This window comes from Bradyrhizobium sp., assembly GCF_017881085.1.
GTDB lineage: Bacteria > Pseudomonadota > Alphaproteobacteria > Rhizobiales > Xanthobacteraceae > Bradyrhizobium.
Genome location: NZ_JADGRI010000093.1, coordinates 1 through 16,562 on the forward strand (window position 1 = coordinate 1; position 16,562 = coordinate 16,562).

Genomic DNA, 16,562 nt, shown 5'->3' on the forward strand with positions numbered 1-16,562 from the left:
AGGCCGACTTCCTTCACCGCGGCGACCACGCCCTCGGCGATGATGTCGCATTTCATGATGCCGCCGAAGATGTTGATCAGGATGCCCTTCACATTGGGATCGGCGGTGATGATCTTGAAGGCGGCCGTGACCTTGGCCTTGTCGGCGCCGCCGCCGACGTCGAGGAAGTTCGCGGGCGACATGCCGTAGAGCTTGATGATGTCCATGGTCGCCATGGCAAGGCCGGCGCCATTGACCATGCAGCCGATATTGCCGTCGAGCGTGACATAGTTGAGATCGTATTTCGAGGCCTCGATTTCCTTGGCGTCTTCCTCGGTCTCGTCGCGCAGCGCCGCAACCTCGGGATGACGGAACAGCGCGTTGTCGTCGAACGACACTTTGGCGTCGAGCACCCGCAGGAGGCCCTGCTTGGTAACGACCAGCGGGTTGATCTCCAGCATCGCCATGTCCTTGCCGACGAAGGCGTTGTAGAGCTGCGTCACCAGCTTTTCCGCTTGCTTGGCGAGATCGCCGGACAGCTTCAGCGCCTTCGCGACGGTGCGGCCATGGTGCGCCATGATGCCGGTCGCCGGATCGACCGAAAAGGTCACGATCTTCTCCGGCGTCGAATGCGCGACGTCCTCGATATTGACGCCGCCTTCGGTGGAGACCACGAACGACACTTCCGAGGTTTCGCGGTCGACCAGGATCGACAGATAAAACTCCTTCTCGATGTCGGAGCCTTCCTCGATGTAGATCCGGTTGACCTGCTTGCCGGCGGGGCCGGTCTGCACCGTGACCAGCGTCGCGCCCAGCATCTGCTTGACGTAGTCATTGACCTCGGCAACCGACTTGGCGATGCGCACGCCGCCCTTGTCGCCAGCGGACGCCTCCTTGAACTTGCCTTTGCCGCGGCCGCCGGCGTGGATCTGGCTCTTAACCACCCAGACCGGGCCAGGAAGCGTTTTTGCGGCAGCGTCCGAATCGGCCTGCCGCAGCACCGGCACGCCCTTCGAGATCGGCACGCCGAATTCGTGCAGCAGCGCCTTGGCCTGGTATTCATGGATGTTCATTGGACGTTCCCCGAACCCTCATGCGGTGAATTTTGGAATTCACATCGGTTTTGCGGTTGGTATACCATATACCACACGCCAATTCAAACCGCTTTGGAATGCTTGTGACCCCGGAAAACGGAGCACGAAACAAAACTGCGATCAGCGGCCAAGCAGATCGGGCGCGATCTTCTTGCAGGCGTCGACCAGACCCTGCACCGCACCGACCGACTTGTCGAATGCTTCGCGGTCCTTGCCGGCCAGTTCGATCTCGACAATGCGCTCGACACCCTTCGAACCGATCACGACGGGCACGCCGACGTACATGTCCTTCACGCCGTATTCGCCGTTGAGGTAGGCGGCGCAGGGCAGCACCCGCTTCTTGTCCTTGAGATAGCTCTCGGCCATCGCGATCGCCGAGGCCGCCGGCGCATAGAACGCCGAACCGGTCTTCAGGAGGTTGACGATCTCGGCGCCGCCATTGCGGGTGCGGTCGACGATCTCGTCGATCCGCGCCTGCGAGGTCCAGCCCATCTTGACCAGGTCGGGCAAGGGAATGCCCGCCACCGTGGAATAGCGCACCAGCGGCACCATGGTGTCGCCATGGCCGCCCAGCACGAAGGCGGTGACGTCTTCGACCGAGACGTTGAATTCGTCCGCCAGGAAATAGCGGAAGCGCGAGGAATCCAGCACGCCCGCCATGCCCACCACCTTCTTGTGCGGCATGCCGGAGGCCTTCTGCAGCGCCCACACCATGGCATCGAGCGGGTTGGTGATGCAGATGACGAAGGCGTCGGGAGCATATTTCTTGATGCCGGCGCCGACCTGCTCCATGACCTTGAGATTGATGCTCAGGAGATCGTCGCGGCTCATGCCGGGCTTGCGCGGCACGCCGGCGGTGACGATGCAGACCTTCGCGTTGTCCAGCGCCTCATAGGAATTGGCGCCGGTGAAATGCGCGTCGAAGCCGTCGACCGGCGAGGATTGCGCGATATCGAGCGATTTGCCTTGCGGCACGCCCTCGGCGATATCGAACATCACGACATCGCCCAGTTCCTTCAGGCCGATGAGGTGAGCCAACGTGCCGCCGATCTGACCGGAGCCAATCAAAGCAATCTTGTCGCGCGCCATGGAAATCTGTCCTTTGAAGGTCAAGGAGGAGAGTAGGAAGAAGCTGGACGGCTGGTTATCCCTTTCGACCGACCCGTTCAAGTCAGGCTATGCTCAATTGTCAGCCCCTGCCTTGATTTCGATCAGACCGCCCGCGTCATTCCGGGAAGCTCCGAAGGACCAGGCCTCAGATGTGGAATTGCACATCGGGGAATCCCGAGATTCCGGGTTCGCGCTGACGCGCGCGCCCCGGAATGGCTCGCTTCACGTCTCCACCAACCCGGTGCTGGAGCCGCTGGCCACGGAATCCTTGTGGCCGTGGGGCAGAGCCAGATAGGATTCCGCGCTCATCTCGATCAGCCGCGAGGAGGTGCGCTTGAACTCGTTCGCCTCATGGCCCTCGGTCGCCAGATACAGCGACAGCGGATCGGCCTCGGCGGTGGCCATCAGCTTCACCGCGTTGTCATAGAGCGTGTCGATCAGCGTGATGAAGCGCTTGGCGGCGTTGCGCTCGGGGTAGTCCATGACCGGAATGCGGTCGACCATGATGGTATGATAGTCATGCGCGAGCCGCAGGTAGTCGGACGCCCCGAGCGGCTGTTCACACAGATCCGCGAAGGAAAAACGCGCGACGCCGTCCGCCGAGCACGGCACGTGCAGCACGCGGCCCTTGATCGAAATATCCCGCGACTTGCACTTGGCATTGCCAGTCATCCTGGCCCAGGCCTTGTCGAGCGCGGCGTCGGCGGCGCTGTCCGCCGGCACCAGCCACATCTTCACGCCGGCGAGCTTTTCCAGCCGGAAATCGGTGCGGGCATCGAGCCGCAGCACATCCATATGATCGGAGATCTGCGCGATGAAGGGCAAGAACAGCGCCCGGTTCAGCCCGCCTTTGTAGAGATCCTCGGGCGCGACGTTGGAGGTCGCCACCACCACGGTGCCGAGCTCGAACAGCTTCTTGAACAGCCGTCCCAGGATCATCGCATCCGCGATGTCGGTGACATGAAATTCGTCGAAGCACAAAAGCCAGGCTTCGTCGAAGATCGACGCCGCGGTGAGCGCGATCACGTCGCCGTCGCCGATCTCGCCGCGCGCGATATTCTGGCGATAGCCGTAGATCCGCTCGTGCACCTCGGCCATGAATTCGTGGAAATGGGCGCGGCGCTTGTGCGTCACCGAACTGTGCTGGAAGAACAGGTCCATCAGCATGGTCTTGCCGCGGCCGACTTCGCCGTGAATGTAGAGGCCGCGCGGCGGCAGCTCGTCCTTGTCGGCAAACAGCCGGCCGAGCAGGCCCTGCTTGCGGAGCGGCTTGTAGTTCGAAAGCCGCTGCTCGAGATCGGCCAGTGCCTCGGCGGCCTCCTCCTGCGCTGCGTCGGGCTCGATCGCGCCGGAGGAAACGAGGGCCTGATAATGGGCGCTGAACGAGGCGGATGGGGGAGAAAGCATGGCCCCCTTTCGGCCTCAACAGGACGGAAAATGCAAGCCAAGAATTGGTGCAGCGGCCATGCGCGTGGTTCCCTCAGTCACCTATGCGTATGGGTGGCCCTCGCCTTCACGCGCTCAGCGCGTAGGAATCCTCGACAACATAGGGACCGCCGCCGGTGGTGGCCCGCGACGAGAACAGCACGAAGCGCGAGGCCGTGAAAACCCGGGTCGGGAAATAGCCGCGCACCGACAGATAATCGGCAACGTCCTGGTTGGAGGCGTCGCGCAGCCGTGCCAGCGTTACGTGCGGTGTAAATTTGCGTCCCTCGGGATCGAGCCCGATCCGCTGCATCAGCCGCTCGAGCTCGGCCTGCAGCTCGATCAGCGGCCGGCTCGGCACCACCTGAGCCACCACCGCGCGCGGTTTCTTTCCGCCGAAGCTCGAGAGCCCCTGCACGGCAACCTCGAACGGCTTGCGGTTGATCCGAAACAGCAGCGAGGCGATTTCGTTGGCCGCGATGCCGTCGATATCGCCGATGAAGCGCAGGGTGACGTGATAATTTTCGGGGTCGATCCAGCGGGCGCCGGGAAGGCCGCCCCGCAAATTGGAAAGCGTCTGGCCGATTTCGGCCGGAATTTCCAGTCCCGTGAACAAACGCGGCATCAGCGTGACTCCGATGCTGAGGCATGATCTTGCGAAAGATCGCGCCCTGTAACAAGCCCGGTGACGAATCACCGATCACTAATTTCTACCGTAGTTATGTGACTCTGCGAAGCGGTCGGCGTTAACAGATCGGAAAGCTTCCGGGAAAACACGGAGTTAGGGTTAGTGCTGCCCAACTTTCAACTGCGTTGCCCGCTTAGCGTGCCGAGAAATGCCTGCACCGTGGGCAGAATATTTTTCACGATCACGTCGACGCCCTCCGCCGTCGGATGCATGCCGTCCGCCTGATTGAGCTTGGCGTCACCGGCGACGCCCTCCAGGAAAAACGGATACAGCGGCACTCCGAAGGATTTGGCGAGATCGGGATAGATCGCGTTGAACCGCGCCGAATAGTCGCTGCCGTAATTCGGCGGCGCGATCATGCCGCACAACAACACCGCGATTCCGCGCCCCTTCAGCCGGGCCAGAATGTCGGATAAAGCCGATCGGGTGACCGCGGGATCGGTGCCGCGCAGGGCGTCGTTGGCGCCGAGTTCCAGGATCACCGCCCGGGTACCGTCAGGCACCGACCAGTCGAGCCGGTCGCGGCCGCCTGAGCTGGTATCGCCGGACACCCCGGCATTGACAATATCGACCGCTATACCCTTGGATTCCAAGGTTTTTTCAAGCCGCTCCGGGAATGCCGCCGTGGCCGACAGGCCAAGGCCCGCGCTCAGGGAATCACCCAATACAACCATCTTGATCGGCGTGGCGTCGGCCTGGGCCTCGGCAAAGCCTGTCCATGCCGTCATCAAAACCACGCCCAACACGAGTATGTGCACGAACATCCGCGCCCGCCCCTCGACCGCGCGGGCGGAAGTGCCATATGACCGAGCCATGGACAGTCTCATCGAACCCTCTTCAATCGCCGGTGTTGAGCCGGACACCATTTCCATCTCGAACGTTAATCTCTCGCTCGGCTCGGGAGCTGCGCGCGTTCATATCCTGAAAGATATCAGCCTGCGCGTGGCGCCGGGGGAAGCCATCGGGCTGATCGGGCCATCGGGATCCGGGAAATCCACGCTTCTGATGGTGATGGCGGGACTGGAGCGTCCCGACAGCGGAGAGGTGGTGGTGGGCGGCACCCCTTTCAATGCTCTTGACGAGGACGCGCTGGCGCGGTTTCGCGGCCGCCAGGTCGGCATCGTGTTCCAGTCCTTCCATCTGATCCCGACCATGACGGCGCTGGAAAATGTCGCGGTGCCGCTGGAGCTCGCCGGTAATCCCGATGCGGCGCGGCGCGCGGCGCAGGAACTCAACTCGGTCGGCCTCGGCGACCGCCTGCATCACTATCCCATGCAATTGTCGGGTGGCGAGCAGCAGCGCGTCGCGCTGGCACGCGCGCTGGCTCCCGATCCCGCCATCCTGGTGGCGGACGAGCCCACCGGCAATCTCGATGAGGCTACCGGCAAGCAGATCGTCGATCTCCTGTTTACCAAGCACGCCGAGCGCGGCATGACGCTGGTTTTGGTCACCCATGACAGCTCGCTGGCGCAGCGCTGCGATCGCGTGGTGCGGCTGCGTTCCGGCCGGATCGACAGACAAGGCGCGGACCACAAAGCCGTTTCATGACCGTTACCTCCGAACCCATTCACGGCACCATGACTTCCGGGCCCGTTCGAGGCGGCCGTAGCTCATTTCTTGCGCTGCGCTTTGCCCTTCGCGAATTGCGCGGGGGCCTGCGCGGCTTCTATGTCTTCATCGCCTGTATCGCGCTCGGCGTGATGGCCATTGCCGGCGTCGGCTCGGTCGCGGCCAGCCTCAGCGAGGGACTGGCGCGAGAAGGCCGCACGCTGCTCGGCGGCGACGTCGCCTTCTCCCTGATTCAGCGCGAAGCCAGACCGGACGAAGTCGCGTTTCTGCGCTCGCGCGGACAGCTGACGGTGGCGGCGACGCTGCGCGCGATGGCGCGCACGGGCGACGGCCGGCTGGCATTGGTCGAGCTCAAGGCGGTCGATGGCGCCTACCCGATGCTGGGCGAATTGACGCTGGAACCGAAACTGCCGGTCGCCGATCTGCTGGCCGAGCGTGACGCCGCGTTCGGTGCGGCGGCCGATTCCACGCTGCTGGCACGGCTCGATCTGAAAATCGGCGACCGCATCAGCATCGGCAGTGCCAGCTTTGAGATCCGCAGCGTCGTTAACGCCGAGCCGGACAAGCTCGCCGGCGGCGTCGGTCTCGGTCCGCGTTTCCTGATCAGCGAAGCCGGCCTGCGCGCCACCGGATTGCTGCAGCCCGGCAGCCTGGTGCGGTGGATCTATCGGGTAAAACTGCCTGACAACGCGACGGACGATCGCGCCGCCACCGCGCTGATCGATGATGTCAGACATGTATTGCCCGAGGCCGGCTGGGAGATCCGCAGCCGCAGCAACGCCTCACCGCAGCTCGAGCGCACCATCGGCCGTTTCACCCAGTTCCTCACTTTGGTCGGCCTCGCTGCGCTCCTGGTCGGCGGCGTCGGCGTCGCCAACGCGGTCAAGAGCCATATCGACCGCCGCCGCGACGTCATCGCGGCCTTCAAGGCGCTTGGCGCCACCGGCCGCGACGTCTTCACGATCTACCTCACGCAAGTGATCCTGCTCGCCGGGATCGGCTCGGCGATCGGATTGGCCGCCGGAGCCGCGCTGCCTTTCATCATCGTCGGCGTATTCGGCAAGCTCCTGCCGCTGCCGGTGGTGCCGGCGCTGCACGCAGACGAACTCGCTCTGTCGTTCGTCTATGGCCTTCTGACCGCACTCGCCTTCGGGCTGTGGCCGCTCGGCCGGGTGCATGACGTGCCGGTGGCGGCGCTGTTCCGCGAAGCGGTGACCAGCGAATGGCATCGCCCGCGCTGGCGCTACCTCGCGCTGATGGCGGTGGTGATCGCGCTGTTGGTCGCCGTCGTGATCGGGCTCGCCTATGACAAGCGCGTCGCGGCAGCGTTCGTCGTGTCCTCGATCGCGGTATTCGCGCTGTTGCGCGGCATCGCGGCCGGCCTGATGGCGGTGGCGCGACGGCTGCCACGCAGCCGCTTCACCATGCTGCGGCTGGCGATCGCCAATATCCACCGGCCCGGTGCGTTGACGCCGTCGGTGGTGATGTCGCTCGGTCTTGGACTGGCGGTACTGGTCACGATCACCCAGATCGACGGCAATCTGCGGCGGCAATTCATGGCGGCGCTGCCGGAGCGGGCGCCGTCGTTCTATTTCATCGATATTCCCACCAATGAGGCCGGCCGCTTCGGCGAATTCCTCAAGAACACCGCGCCGGAATCAACCGTCGAGGACGTGCCGATGCTGCGCGGGCGGATCGTTTCTGCCCGCGGCGTCAAGGCCGAAGACCTCAAGGCCTCGACCGACAGCGAATGGGTGCTGCAGAGCGATCGCGGCCTGACCTATACCGGTGAGATCCCGAAAGGCTCGAAAATCGTCGAAGGCCAATGGTGGGGCGTCGATTATAGCGGCCCGCCGCTGGTCTCGATGGAGAAGAAGATCGCCGACGGGCTCGGACTGAAGATCGGCGATGAGATCGTCGTCAACGTGCTCGGCCGCGATATCCCGGCCGAGATCGGCAATCTGCGCACCGTCGACTGGCAAAGCCTCGGCATCAATTTCGTGCTGGTGTTCTCGCCCAACGCCTTCAAGGGTGCGCCGCACACTCATATCGCGACATTGACCGAGACCCATCCGGATTCCGCCGGCGACGCCAGGATCATCAAGGCGGTCGCCGACGCCTTCCCCATGGTGACGAGCGTACGGGTCCGCGAGGCCCTGGAAACCATCGGCACCGTCGTCACCAATCTGGTGCTGGCGATCCGCGGGGCCAGTGCGGTGACCTTGATCTCGGCCATTCTGGTGCTGGGCGGCGCGCTCGCGGCCGGCCATCGCCATCGGGTCTATGACGCGGTCATTCTCAAGACCCTGGGCGCCACTCGCGCCCGGCTGCTTGGTGCCTATGCGCTTGAATACCTGATGATCGGCTTTGCAACCGCCGTTTTCGGCGTGATCGCAGGTTCCATCGCGGCCTGGCTGATCGTGACCCGGCTGATGACGCTGAGCTTCGTCTGGCAGGCCGGCAGCGCCACGGCCGTGGTCGCGGCGGCGCTTGTCGTCACGGTGGGACTGGGGCTCGCCGGCACGCTGCTGGCCCTGAACCAGAAGCCGGCAACCGTGCTGCGAAATTTATGAAAAATTCATACCGCCCGCACCCAGCGTGGTTAAGATGACCGATACGATCCAAATCCCGTAGCGGGCCAACTCACGGCCCCCATATCCGCTCCGACCGGGGAATTCAGCCTGCGGAGCGACATTCAGCCGCGCATGGAAGCTTGCGGTGCATGTGCTAGTTTCCCACATACCAGTCGGGTCAGACGCCGTTTGATGACGCAAAATTAATGTCAGCAGATGGCGGTATCTGGGATAGATTTAGCCGGCGACGCAAACCCTTGCGCACCGCCGGACCAACCAACGGGAATTCGACCATGTCGGACCTAGACCGCAATTATGCTTCTCCTTTCGGCCGGGCCGCCGGGCGCGTTGACGCCGCGACGGTCGACGCCGGTCTGCGCGCCTACATGCTGCGCATCTACAACTACATGAGCATCGGCCTGGCCATCACCGGCCTCGCCGCGCTCGGTGTCTATATGGCGGCGGTGACCAACGATCCGTCCGGCGCCGCGGCCAAGATCGGCAACGCCTTCCTGACGCCGTTCGGCTACGCGATGTTCGTGAGCCCCCTGAAATGGTTGTTCATCCTGGCGCCGCTCGCCATGGTGTTCGTGATCTCGGCCGGCATCAACCGGCTGCAGCCGGCGATGGCGCAGATGCTGTTCTGGGCGTTCTCGGCGCTGATGGGCATTTCGCTGTCATCGATCTTCCTGGTGTATACGCACACCTCGATCGTGCGGGTGTTCTTCATCACCGCGGCCACCTTCGGCGCGCTCAGCCTCTACGGCTACACCACCAAGCGTGACATGAGCGGAATGGGATCGTTCCTGTTCATGGGCCTGATCGGCATCGTGATCGCGAGCCTGGTCAATCTCATCCTCGCCAGCTCGATGCTCCAGTTCTTCGTCTCGGTGATCGGCGTGCTGGTGTTCGCGGGCCTCACCGCCTATGACACCCAGCGGCTGAAGAACGACTACATCTACGGCTACGCCTCGCAGGGCGGTGTCGTGGCGGAACGCGCGTCCATCCTCGGTGCGCTGTCGCTCTATCTGAACTTCATCAACCTGTTCACGCTGCTCTTGCAGCTGCTCGGTCAGCGCGACTGATCGCCTGATCCCAGCGGACAAATTAAAAGCCCCGGCTTTGCGGCCGGGGCTTTTCTTTTGGCCAAAGCAAAAATAACCTGTCGGCCATGCGCTCGCTCGAAATCAGGCCCACGATCGCGGCCGACCTGCCCTGCATTGCCGATATCTACGAGCACGCGGTCCGTTACGGTACCGCGACGTTCGAGCTGATCCCGCCGGATCTCGCCGAGATGACGCGGCGCTTCGGCGTGCTGATGGACGGCGGCTTTCCCTATTTCGTTGCGGTCCTCGAAGGCCGCGTGGTCGGATATGCCTATGCGGGCGCCTACCGGCCGCGCCCGGCCTATCGCTTCACCGTGGAGAACTCGATCTACCTTCAGCCCGCGATCCACCGGCGCGGCATCGGCCTGCGATTGCTGCAGAGGCTGATCGCGGAATCGGAGGCGCGCGGCTACCGGCAGATGATCGCGGTGATCGGCGATTCCGCCAACGCCGGATCGATCAGCGTGCATGCCAAATGCGGGTTCCAGATGATCGGCACCCACCCCAATGTCGGCTTCAAGTTCGGCCGCTGGCTCGACACCGTGATGATGCAGCGTGCGCTCGGCGGCGGCGGCAACACGCTGCCGGCCCGCTGAGTTCTGCGCGGCGTAGCGATCGTTGCTCTTACGTCATTCCGGGACGCGCGAAGCGCGAACCCGGGATGACGGCTAGACCACCGCCAGCTTGCGATCGATCACCAGCAGCACGCGGTCGAGCTCGTGGCCGCGGCGCAGGATCAGCCCGCTTGCCGAGATCACGCTGTAAATGCCCTGCTTGCGCGCGAGCCGCGGATCTTTTTCGATGCGGTAGATCGGCACTTCCGACGCTCGGCGGAACACCGAGAACACCGCGCGATCCCTGAGGAAATCGATGGCATAGTCGCGCCACTCGCCATCGGCGACCATGCGCCCATACAGATTCAGGATACGACTGAGCTCAAAGCGATTGAACGTCACCCGGCTTGGCAATGGACCCGCAGCGGCGATGCGCGCCGCTGCGCGAACCTCGCTTGGATCGGCTTCCTCCGACATCGAACTCATGGAGCGCCTCCTGTCATTTGAACGACATGATCGCGCCAACGGCGCACGGCTGCAAGAGGGCCGTGGCGGGTGCGTCAATATTGGCGCCCGACCGATGGCCCCCGCGCGACCCGGCCGGCCGAAAACCCACGCGAAATTGCACGTCCGGGCCGTCACGGGATCGTTAGCGGAATCATAATACCGCCCTACTTCCGCCAAGCGCCCGCCCTGCTGGATTGCGACAAGATAATCTCTGCGTTGGCCCGGTCCTTTCGATTCCGGATTCCTCAGCCCCCAGCCCCCCGGGGTCGTCAGGATCGGGCCTGTTCGCAGCCAGATTTCCCCACCCTGGGCCAACGAGAGTTGGTCCTTTTTGTTTTGGGGGTGTCGGCGCAATCGGCCTTGCGCGAAGTGCTCTCGTCCACGGAGGTCGTCACTCCGGGGCGCGAGCAAGAGGAGCGAGGCCGGAATTCATAACCGCGATCGAGCGAATGATATTGCCGAACCCGGGCAACCCGCCGGTCGCCACATCCTGCGAATGAAAAACCAAAAAAGAGGAACTCAGTGCAGCGTGGTGAAGGCCGCCCCTAACATCGCGCCGGGACTGTCGTGGCTTCCGTCCTGCACATAGACCACCGCGCCGTCGACGCCCTCGCGGGAAATATTCTCCAGCGGCACCGTCCAGTTGCCTGCGGTTCCATTCCAGTCGCCCACCTTGAGCAGGTTGCGTACCACATTGTGATAGGTGACCTGCCGACCACCATTCTCGCCACGACCGATCGAGATCGGCACCGCCTTCGAGATCGAGCAGATCCAGACTTCGCCGTGCATCGCCGCCGGCGCCTGGCTGGAGGCCGCGACCGAAACATTAATTTCTTTGCCGGACTGCGTCATCGTCACCGGTACCGACATGACGCCATCGGTCTTCTTGGTGGTGTTGATGGCGCTCTCGATGCCGGCGCGGTCGCTGCCGATCACATGTACCGATCCATTGACGATGGCTTGCGGTGTGTAAACCTCGCGATCGCCGCGCACCTGGGAATAGGCTTTCTGGCGGGCGCTGAAGCGCGCATCCGCCAGCGTATCCTTCCAGCCCAGATAATCCCAGTAATCGATCGGCATGCTGATCGCGATCACCGACGGATCCCTGGCGAGCTCACCGAGAATCTTGTCGGCGGGCGGGCATGACGAGCATCCTTGCGACGTGAACAGCTCGACCACCGCGCGCGGGTCGGCATGGGCCGGACGGATGATGGCGACAATCGCGCAGACGCCAAGCGCACCCGACCATCGCGAAATCAAATTATAGGTCGTCATCGCTGTCATGCTGGAAACCGAAAACCCTTACGCATCGTTGCCGTTAACACTTTTACCGTCCCTGATACCGGCCCCGAACCCTGCCTTCGAACGCGAGAAGGCGGCCCTTTCATAGGCCGCCTCCCCTTTAGCCGCTACTCACTTCGCAGTGAGCCATCGATCGCAAGGCGCATCATGCCGCTAGTTTGCGCAGCACGTAATGCAGGATGCCGCCGTTTCGATAGTAGTCGAGCTCGTCCAGCGTATCGATCCGGCAAAGCAGCGAAACCCGCTGCAGCGAACCGTCGCCGGAAACGATCTCCGCCGTCAGCTTCTGGCGCGGCTTCAGGTCGCCCTGCAAGCCCCGGATCGTCACCTTCTCATCGCCCTTCATGCCGATCGACTGCCAGGACGCGCCGTCCTCGAAGGTCAGCGGCAGCACGCCCATGCCGACGAGGTTGGAGCGATGGATGCGCTCGAAGCTCTGGCAGATCACGGCGCGAACGCCGAGCAGCCGCGTTCCCTTCGCGGCCCAGTCGCGTGACGATCCGTTGCCGTATTCGGCACCGGCGAAAACCACCAGCGGCACCTGCTCGGCCTGATACTTCATCGCGGCTTCGTAGATCGACATCTGTTCGCCGTCGGGCCAGTGCTTGGTAAGGCCGCCCTCCGGAATATTGCCATCGGCGCCCTTCAGCATGAAGTTCTTGATGCGGATATTGGCGAATGTGCCGCGCATCATGATTTCATGATTGCCGCGCCGCGTGCCGTATTGATTGAAGTCGGCCGGACGCACCTGATGCTCGGAGAGATATTTTCCGGCGGGCGAGGTCAGCTTGATCGAGCCGGCCGGCGAAATATGGTCGGTGGTGATCTTGTCGCCGAACATCGCCAGAATCCGTGCATCGACCACATCGACGATCGGCTCCGGCTCTTTCTTCATGCCCTCGAAATAGGGAGGGTTCTGCACATAGGTCGAACTCATGTTCCAGCGATAGGTCTCGCTCTCCACGGTCTTGATCTTGCGCCAGTTGGTGTCGCCCTTGAACACGTCGGCGTAGCGCTTCTTGAAGATCGACGCGGTCACGAATTTCTTCATGTACGCGTTGATCTCCTTGGTCGTCGGCCAGATATCCTTGAGATACACCGGCTTGCCGTCCTTGCCGTTGCCGATCGGCTCTACGGCCAGATTCCTGGTCACCGTCCCCGCCAGCGCATAGGCCACGACCAGCGGCGGCGAGGCCAGATAATTGGCCTGCACGTCGGGGCTGACACGGCCTTCGAAATTGCGGTTACCCGACAGCACGGCGGCCGCGACGATGCCGTTGTCGTTGATCGACTTCGAAATATCTTCCGGCAGCGGGCCGGAGTTGCCGATACAGGTGGTGCAGCCGAAGCCGACCAGGTTGAAGCCGACCTTGTCGAGCTCGAGCTGCAGGCCTGAATTGGCGAGATATTCCGCGACCACCTGGCTACCGGGCGCCAGCGAGGTTTTCACCCAGGGCTTCGCGGTCAGGCCCTTGGCGGCGGCGTTGCGGGCCAAAAGTCCCGCGCCGATCAGCACGCTCGGATTGGAGGTGTTGGTGCAGGAAGTAATCGCCGCGATCACCACGTCGCCATGGCCGAGATCGAAATTGCGGTTCTCGACCGGATAGCGCGTCGAGGCATCGGCGGCCTTCTTGTATTCGCTGGTCATCGCCGCGGAAAAGCCTTCGGCGACCGCGGGCAGCGCGACGCGGCCTTCGGGGCGCTTCGGTCCGGCCATCGAGGGCACGACGTCGGCGAGATCGAGGACCAGCTTTTCGGTGAAGACCGGATCGGCCGATTTGGCGGTGCGGAACAGACCCTGCGCCTTGGCGTAGGCGATCACCAGCGCGACGCGGTCCGACTTGCGGCCGGAGGTCTTGAGATAATCGATGGTCTCGGCATCGACCGGGAAGAAGCCGCAGGTCGCGCCGTATTCCGGCGCCATATTGCCGATGGTCGCCTTGTCCGCCACCGAAAGATGGTCGAGACCGGGGCCGTAGAATTCCACGAATTTTCCGACGACGCCCTGCTTGCGCAGCATTTGCGTGACCGTCAGCACGAGATCGGTGGCGGTGACGCCTTCCTTCAATTGCCCCTTGAGCTTGAAGCCGATCACTTCCGGCAGCAGCATCGACAGCGGCTGGCCGAGCATGCAGGCTTCCGCCTCGATGCCGCCGACGCCCCATCCGAGCACGGCCAGGCCGTTGACCATGGTGGTGTGCGAATCGGTACCGACCAGCGAATCCGGATAGGCGACCTCGAAGGTGCCCTTCTTCTTGCCGACCGTCATCTTCTCCTTGCGGGTCCACACCGTCTGGGCGAGGTATTCGAGATTGACCTGATGGCAGATGCCGGTGCCGGGCGGCACCACGGAGAAATTCGAGAACGCCTTCTGGCCCCATTTCAGGAATTCGTAGCGTTCCTGGTTCTGCTTGTATTCCTCGGCCACGTTCTTGCCGAACGCCTTGTTGTCGCCGAAGAAGTTCACGATCACAGAGTGGTCGATGACGAGGTCGACCGGCACCAGCGGATTGATCTTCTCCGCGTCACCGCCGAGCGCCTGCATGGCGTTGCGCATTGCCGCGAGATCGACCACCGCGGGCACGCCGGTGAAGTCCTGCATCAGCACCCGCGCCGGGCGGAATGCGATTTCATGCTCGAGCTTGCGCTTCCTCATCCACTTCGAGACCGCGACGATGTCTTCCTTCTTGACGGTGCGGCCATCTTCGTTGCGCAGCAGGTTCTCCAGGAGCACCTTCATCGAATAGGGCAGCTTGGAGATTCCCTTCAGACCGTTCTTCTCGGCGGCGGGCAGGCTGTAATAGACGTAGGTCTTGGCGCCGACCTTGAGGGTCTTCTGGCTTTTGAAGCTGTCGAGCGAGGTCATATGAGGAATTCCCAATTGTCAGTTATACCCGGCGAGGGTATTTAAGCACCGTCAGCAAGGGCTGGCCTGATGGCTTGCAGACACCGATTGTGTGCTGCATCAAGTTCCGGCTTATAGAATCATTCCAGTGGCACCGCCACACCGACAATCGTCCCGCAGCGTTGCGTCACCCATAAATTCTGCTGCGGTACCCATCAATTTCCAGAGGGCTAAAAGGGGCAAAATGCGGCTCTCGGGACGTGGCGTCAGGTGTGTGCGGGGCGGCCGGGACGTGTTCTCGGACCTCGATTTCGAGGCCTCTGCGGGCGAGGCGCTGGCCATTATCGGCGCCAATGGATCGGGCAAAACCTCGCTGTTGCGGATGATCGCGGGCCTGTTGGCGATCGCAGAGGGATCGATCGGCCTCGAAGGCGGCGAGGCCGAGCTGACATTGCCCGAACAGGCCCATTACCTCGGCCACCGCGACGCGCTGAAGCCCGCGCTCAGCGTGATCGAAAACCTCGCCTTCTGGCGGGATTTTCTCGGCGGCGAGCCCTCGGACAGCCGGGAGAGCCTTTCCGCGGTCGGGCTCGATCATGCAGTTGACTTGCCCGCGGCCTATCTGTCGGCCGGCCAGCGCCGGCGGCTCTCGATCGCCCGGCTGCTCACGGTCCGTCGGCCGGTCTGGCTGCTGGACGAGCCCACCAACGCGCTCGATGTCGCCGGCCAAAGCATGTTTGCGCGCCTGATGGGCGACCATCTCAAGGGCGGCGGCCTGATCGTCGCCGCCACCCACGCGCCGTTAGGGATTGCCGCACGCGAATTGCGGATCGGGAGCGTGTCATGACCGCGCTTGCCGCCCTGATTCGCCGGGACATCAAGATCGCGCTGCGGGTCGGCGGCGGCGCGCTGATTGGCGTGCTGTTCTTTCTTACCGTGGTGGTGCTGATGCCGTTCGCGGTAGGCCCCGATCTCGCTTTGCTGACGCGGCTGGGACCGGCCATCCTCTGGCTCGGCGCGCTCTTGGCAAGCCTGCTCACCCTCGACCGGCTGTTCACGGCCGACCATGACGACGGCTCGCTCGACCTGATCGTGATGGGCCGCACGCCGCTGGAACTCGCCTGCGCCGCCAAGGCGCTGGCGCACTGGCTGGCCGCCGGACTGCCGCTGGTGATCGCCACCCCCGTGTTGGGGCTGCTGTTGAACCTCGATGCGCTCTCGACCTCGGCGGTCGCCCTGACGCTGCTGGCGGGAACACCGGCGCTGACCTTTACCGGCATGATCGGCGCCGCCCTGGCCGTGACGCTGCATCGCGGCGGACTGTTGCTGGCGGTACTGGTGCTGCCGCTGTCGATCCCGGTGCTGATCTTCGGCGTCGCCGCCTCGCAGGCCGCGATATCAGGATTGTCGTTCGGCGCGCCATTTTCGATCCTGTGCGCGTTGTCGCTGATCAGTTTCGTCATCGGGCCGTTCGCGGCCGCGGCCAGCCTGCGGCACGGGCTGGATTGATCTGGCGAGAAGTTGACCTCGATCAACTCTCGCGGAGCGCATTCATGCTGATTGCCTCCGACGGCCGCGACCATTAACAGGGTGCCATGACGCTGATCGATCTCGCCAACCCTACCCGGTTCCTGACGCTGACCGCGCGGGTCTTGCCATGGCTGGCGGGCGCAACCGCCATCCTGCTGTTGATCGGTCTCTACCAATCGGCCATGGCCCCGGACGACTACCAGCAGGGCGCCACGGTGAAGATCATGTTCATCCACGTGCCGAATGCGTGGCTGTCGATGTTCGTCTGGGGCGTGATGAG

Annotated in this window: 15 protein-coding genes; 7 read left to right on the forward strand and 8 right to left on the reverse strand. The window is 63.4% G+C overall.

Annotation, left to right across the window (positions count from 1 at the left end):
* From sucC to QZ213_RS11435, 5 genes are all read right to left on the reverse strand, one after another.
* A partial coding sequence (gene sucC / locus QZ213_RS11415) for an ADP-forming succinate--CoA ligase subunit beta (RefSeq protein WP_291686175.1) occupies positions 1–1,052 on the reverse strand: 1,052 nt, incomplete at its 3' end.
* Between the two features lie 141 nt (positions 1,053–1,193).
* Positions 1,194–2,162: a malate dehydrogenase gene (mdh, locus tag QZ213_RS11420; protein WP_291686176.1), complete on the reverse strand. Its 969-nt coding sequence runs from the start codon at positions 2,160–2,162 to the stop codon at positions 1,194–1,196.
* Positions 2,163–2,405: 243 nt separating this feature from the next.
* Positions 2,406–3,590 carry a cell division protein ZapE gene (gene zapE / locus QZ213_RS11425; RefSeq protein ID WP_291686177.1) on the reverse strand — a complete coding sequence of 395 codons (1,185 nt, stop codon included), beginning with the start codon at positions 3,588–3,590 and terminating at the stop codon, positions 2,406–2,408.
* A 106-nt stretch (positions 3,591–3,696) separates the two neighbouring features.
* Positions 3,697–4,233, reverse strand: a complete 537-nt coding sequence (thpR, locus tag QZ213_RS11430; RefSeq protein ID WP_291686178.1) for an RNA 2',3'-cyclic phosphodiesterase — start codon at positions 4,231–4,233, stop codon at positions 3,697–3,699.
* A 179-nt stretch (positions 4,234–4,412) separates the two neighbouring features.
* Complete coding sequence (locus QZ213_RS11435) at positions 4,413–5,054, reverse strand: arylesterase (RefSeq protein WP_291686187.1); 642 nt, start codon at positions 5,052–5,054, stop codon at positions 4,413–4,415.
* Between the two features lie 55 nt (positions 5,055–5,109).
* On the opposite strand from QZ213_RS11435, the gene QZ213_RS11440 reads away from it, so the two are divergent.
* The 4 genes from QZ213_RS11440 to QZ213_RS11455 all read left to right on the forward strand — a co-directional run bounded on the left by QZ213_RS11440 (position 5,110) and on the right by QZ213_RS11455 (position 10,140).
* Positions 5,110–5,844: an ABC transporter ATP-binding protein gene (locus QZ213_RS11440; protein WP_291686179.1), complete on the forward strand. Its 735-nt coding sequence runs from the start codon at positions 5,110–5,112 to the stop codon at positions 5,842–5,844.
* A 29-nt stretch (positions 5,845–5,873) separates the two neighbouring features.
* Positions 5,874–8,438: an FtsX-like permease family protein gene (locus QZ213_RS11445; RefSeq protein WP_291686188.1), complete on the forward strand. Its 2,565-nt coding sequence runs from the start codon at positions 5,874–5,876 to the stop codon at positions 8,436–8,438.
* Positions 8,439–8,731: 293 nt separating this feature from the next.
* Positions 8,732–9,523: a Bax inhibitor-1/YccA family protein gene (locus QZ213_RS11450; protein WP_291686180.1), complete on the forward strand. Its 792-nt coding sequence runs from the start codon at positions 8,732–8,734 to the stop codon at positions 9,521–9,523.
* Between the two features lie 86 nt (positions 9,524–9,609).
* Positions 9,610–10,140: a GNAT family N-acetyltransferase gene (locus QZ213_RS11455; RefSeq protein WP_291686181.1), complete on the forward strand. Its 531-nt coding sequence runs from the start codon at positions 9,610–9,612 to the stop codon at positions 10,138–10,140.
* Positions 10,141–10,212: 72 nt separating this feature from the next.
* Here the strand turns inward: QZ213_RS11455 and QZ213_RS11460 are convergent, their stop codons facing one another.
* The 3 genes from QZ213_RS11460 to acnA all read right to left on the reverse strand — a co-directional run bounded on the left by QZ213_RS11460 (position 10,213) and on the right by acnA (position 14,773).
* A complete protein-coding gene (locus QZ213_RS11460) occupies positions 10,213–10,584 on the reverse strand; it encodes a DUF2794 domain-containing protein (RefSeq protein ID WP_291686182.1) in 372 nt (123 codons plus the stop codon).
* Positions 10,585–11,124: 540 nt separating this feature from the next.
* Positions 11,125–11,889 (reverse strand): DUF1223 domain-containing protein, encoded by a 765-nt coding sequence (locus QZ213_RS11465; RefSeq protein ID WP_291686183.1) that lies wholly within the window; start codon positions 11,887–11,889, stop codon positions 11,125–11,127.
* 163 nt (positions 11,890–12,052) lie between these two features.
* On the reverse strand, positions 12,053–14,773 hold the full coding sequence (acnA, locus tag QZ213_RS11470; protein WP_291686184.1) for an aconitate hydratase AcnA: 2,721 nt from the start codon (positions 14,771–14,773) through the stop codon (positions 12,053–12,055).
* Between the two features lie 223 nt (positions 14,774–14,996).
* Here acnA and ccmA point away from each other — a divergent pair, with 223 nt between their 5' ends.
* The 3 genes from ccmA to ccsA all read left to right on the forward strand — a co-directional run.
* Positions 14,997–15,599 (forward strand): heme ABC exporter ATP-binding protein CcmA, encoded by a 603-nt coding sequence (gene ccmA, locus QZ213_RS11475; RefSeq protein WP_291686185.1) that lies wholly within the window; start codon positions 14,997–14,999, stop codon positions 15,597–15,599.
* Complete coding sequence (gene ccmB / locus QZ213_RS11480) at positions 15,596–16,261, forward strand: heme exporter protein CcmB (protein WP_291686186.1); 666 nt, start codon at positions 15,596–15,598, stop codon at positions 16,259–16,261. Before ccmA ends, ccmB begins: the two co-directional genes overlap by 4 nt.
* 86 nt (positions 16,262–16,347) lie before the next feature.
* Positions 16,348–16,562 (forward strand): cytochrome c biogenesis protein CcsA (ccsA, locus tag QZ213_RS11485; protein ID WP_365885061.1); only part of this gene is annotated, 215 nt, incomplete at its 3' end.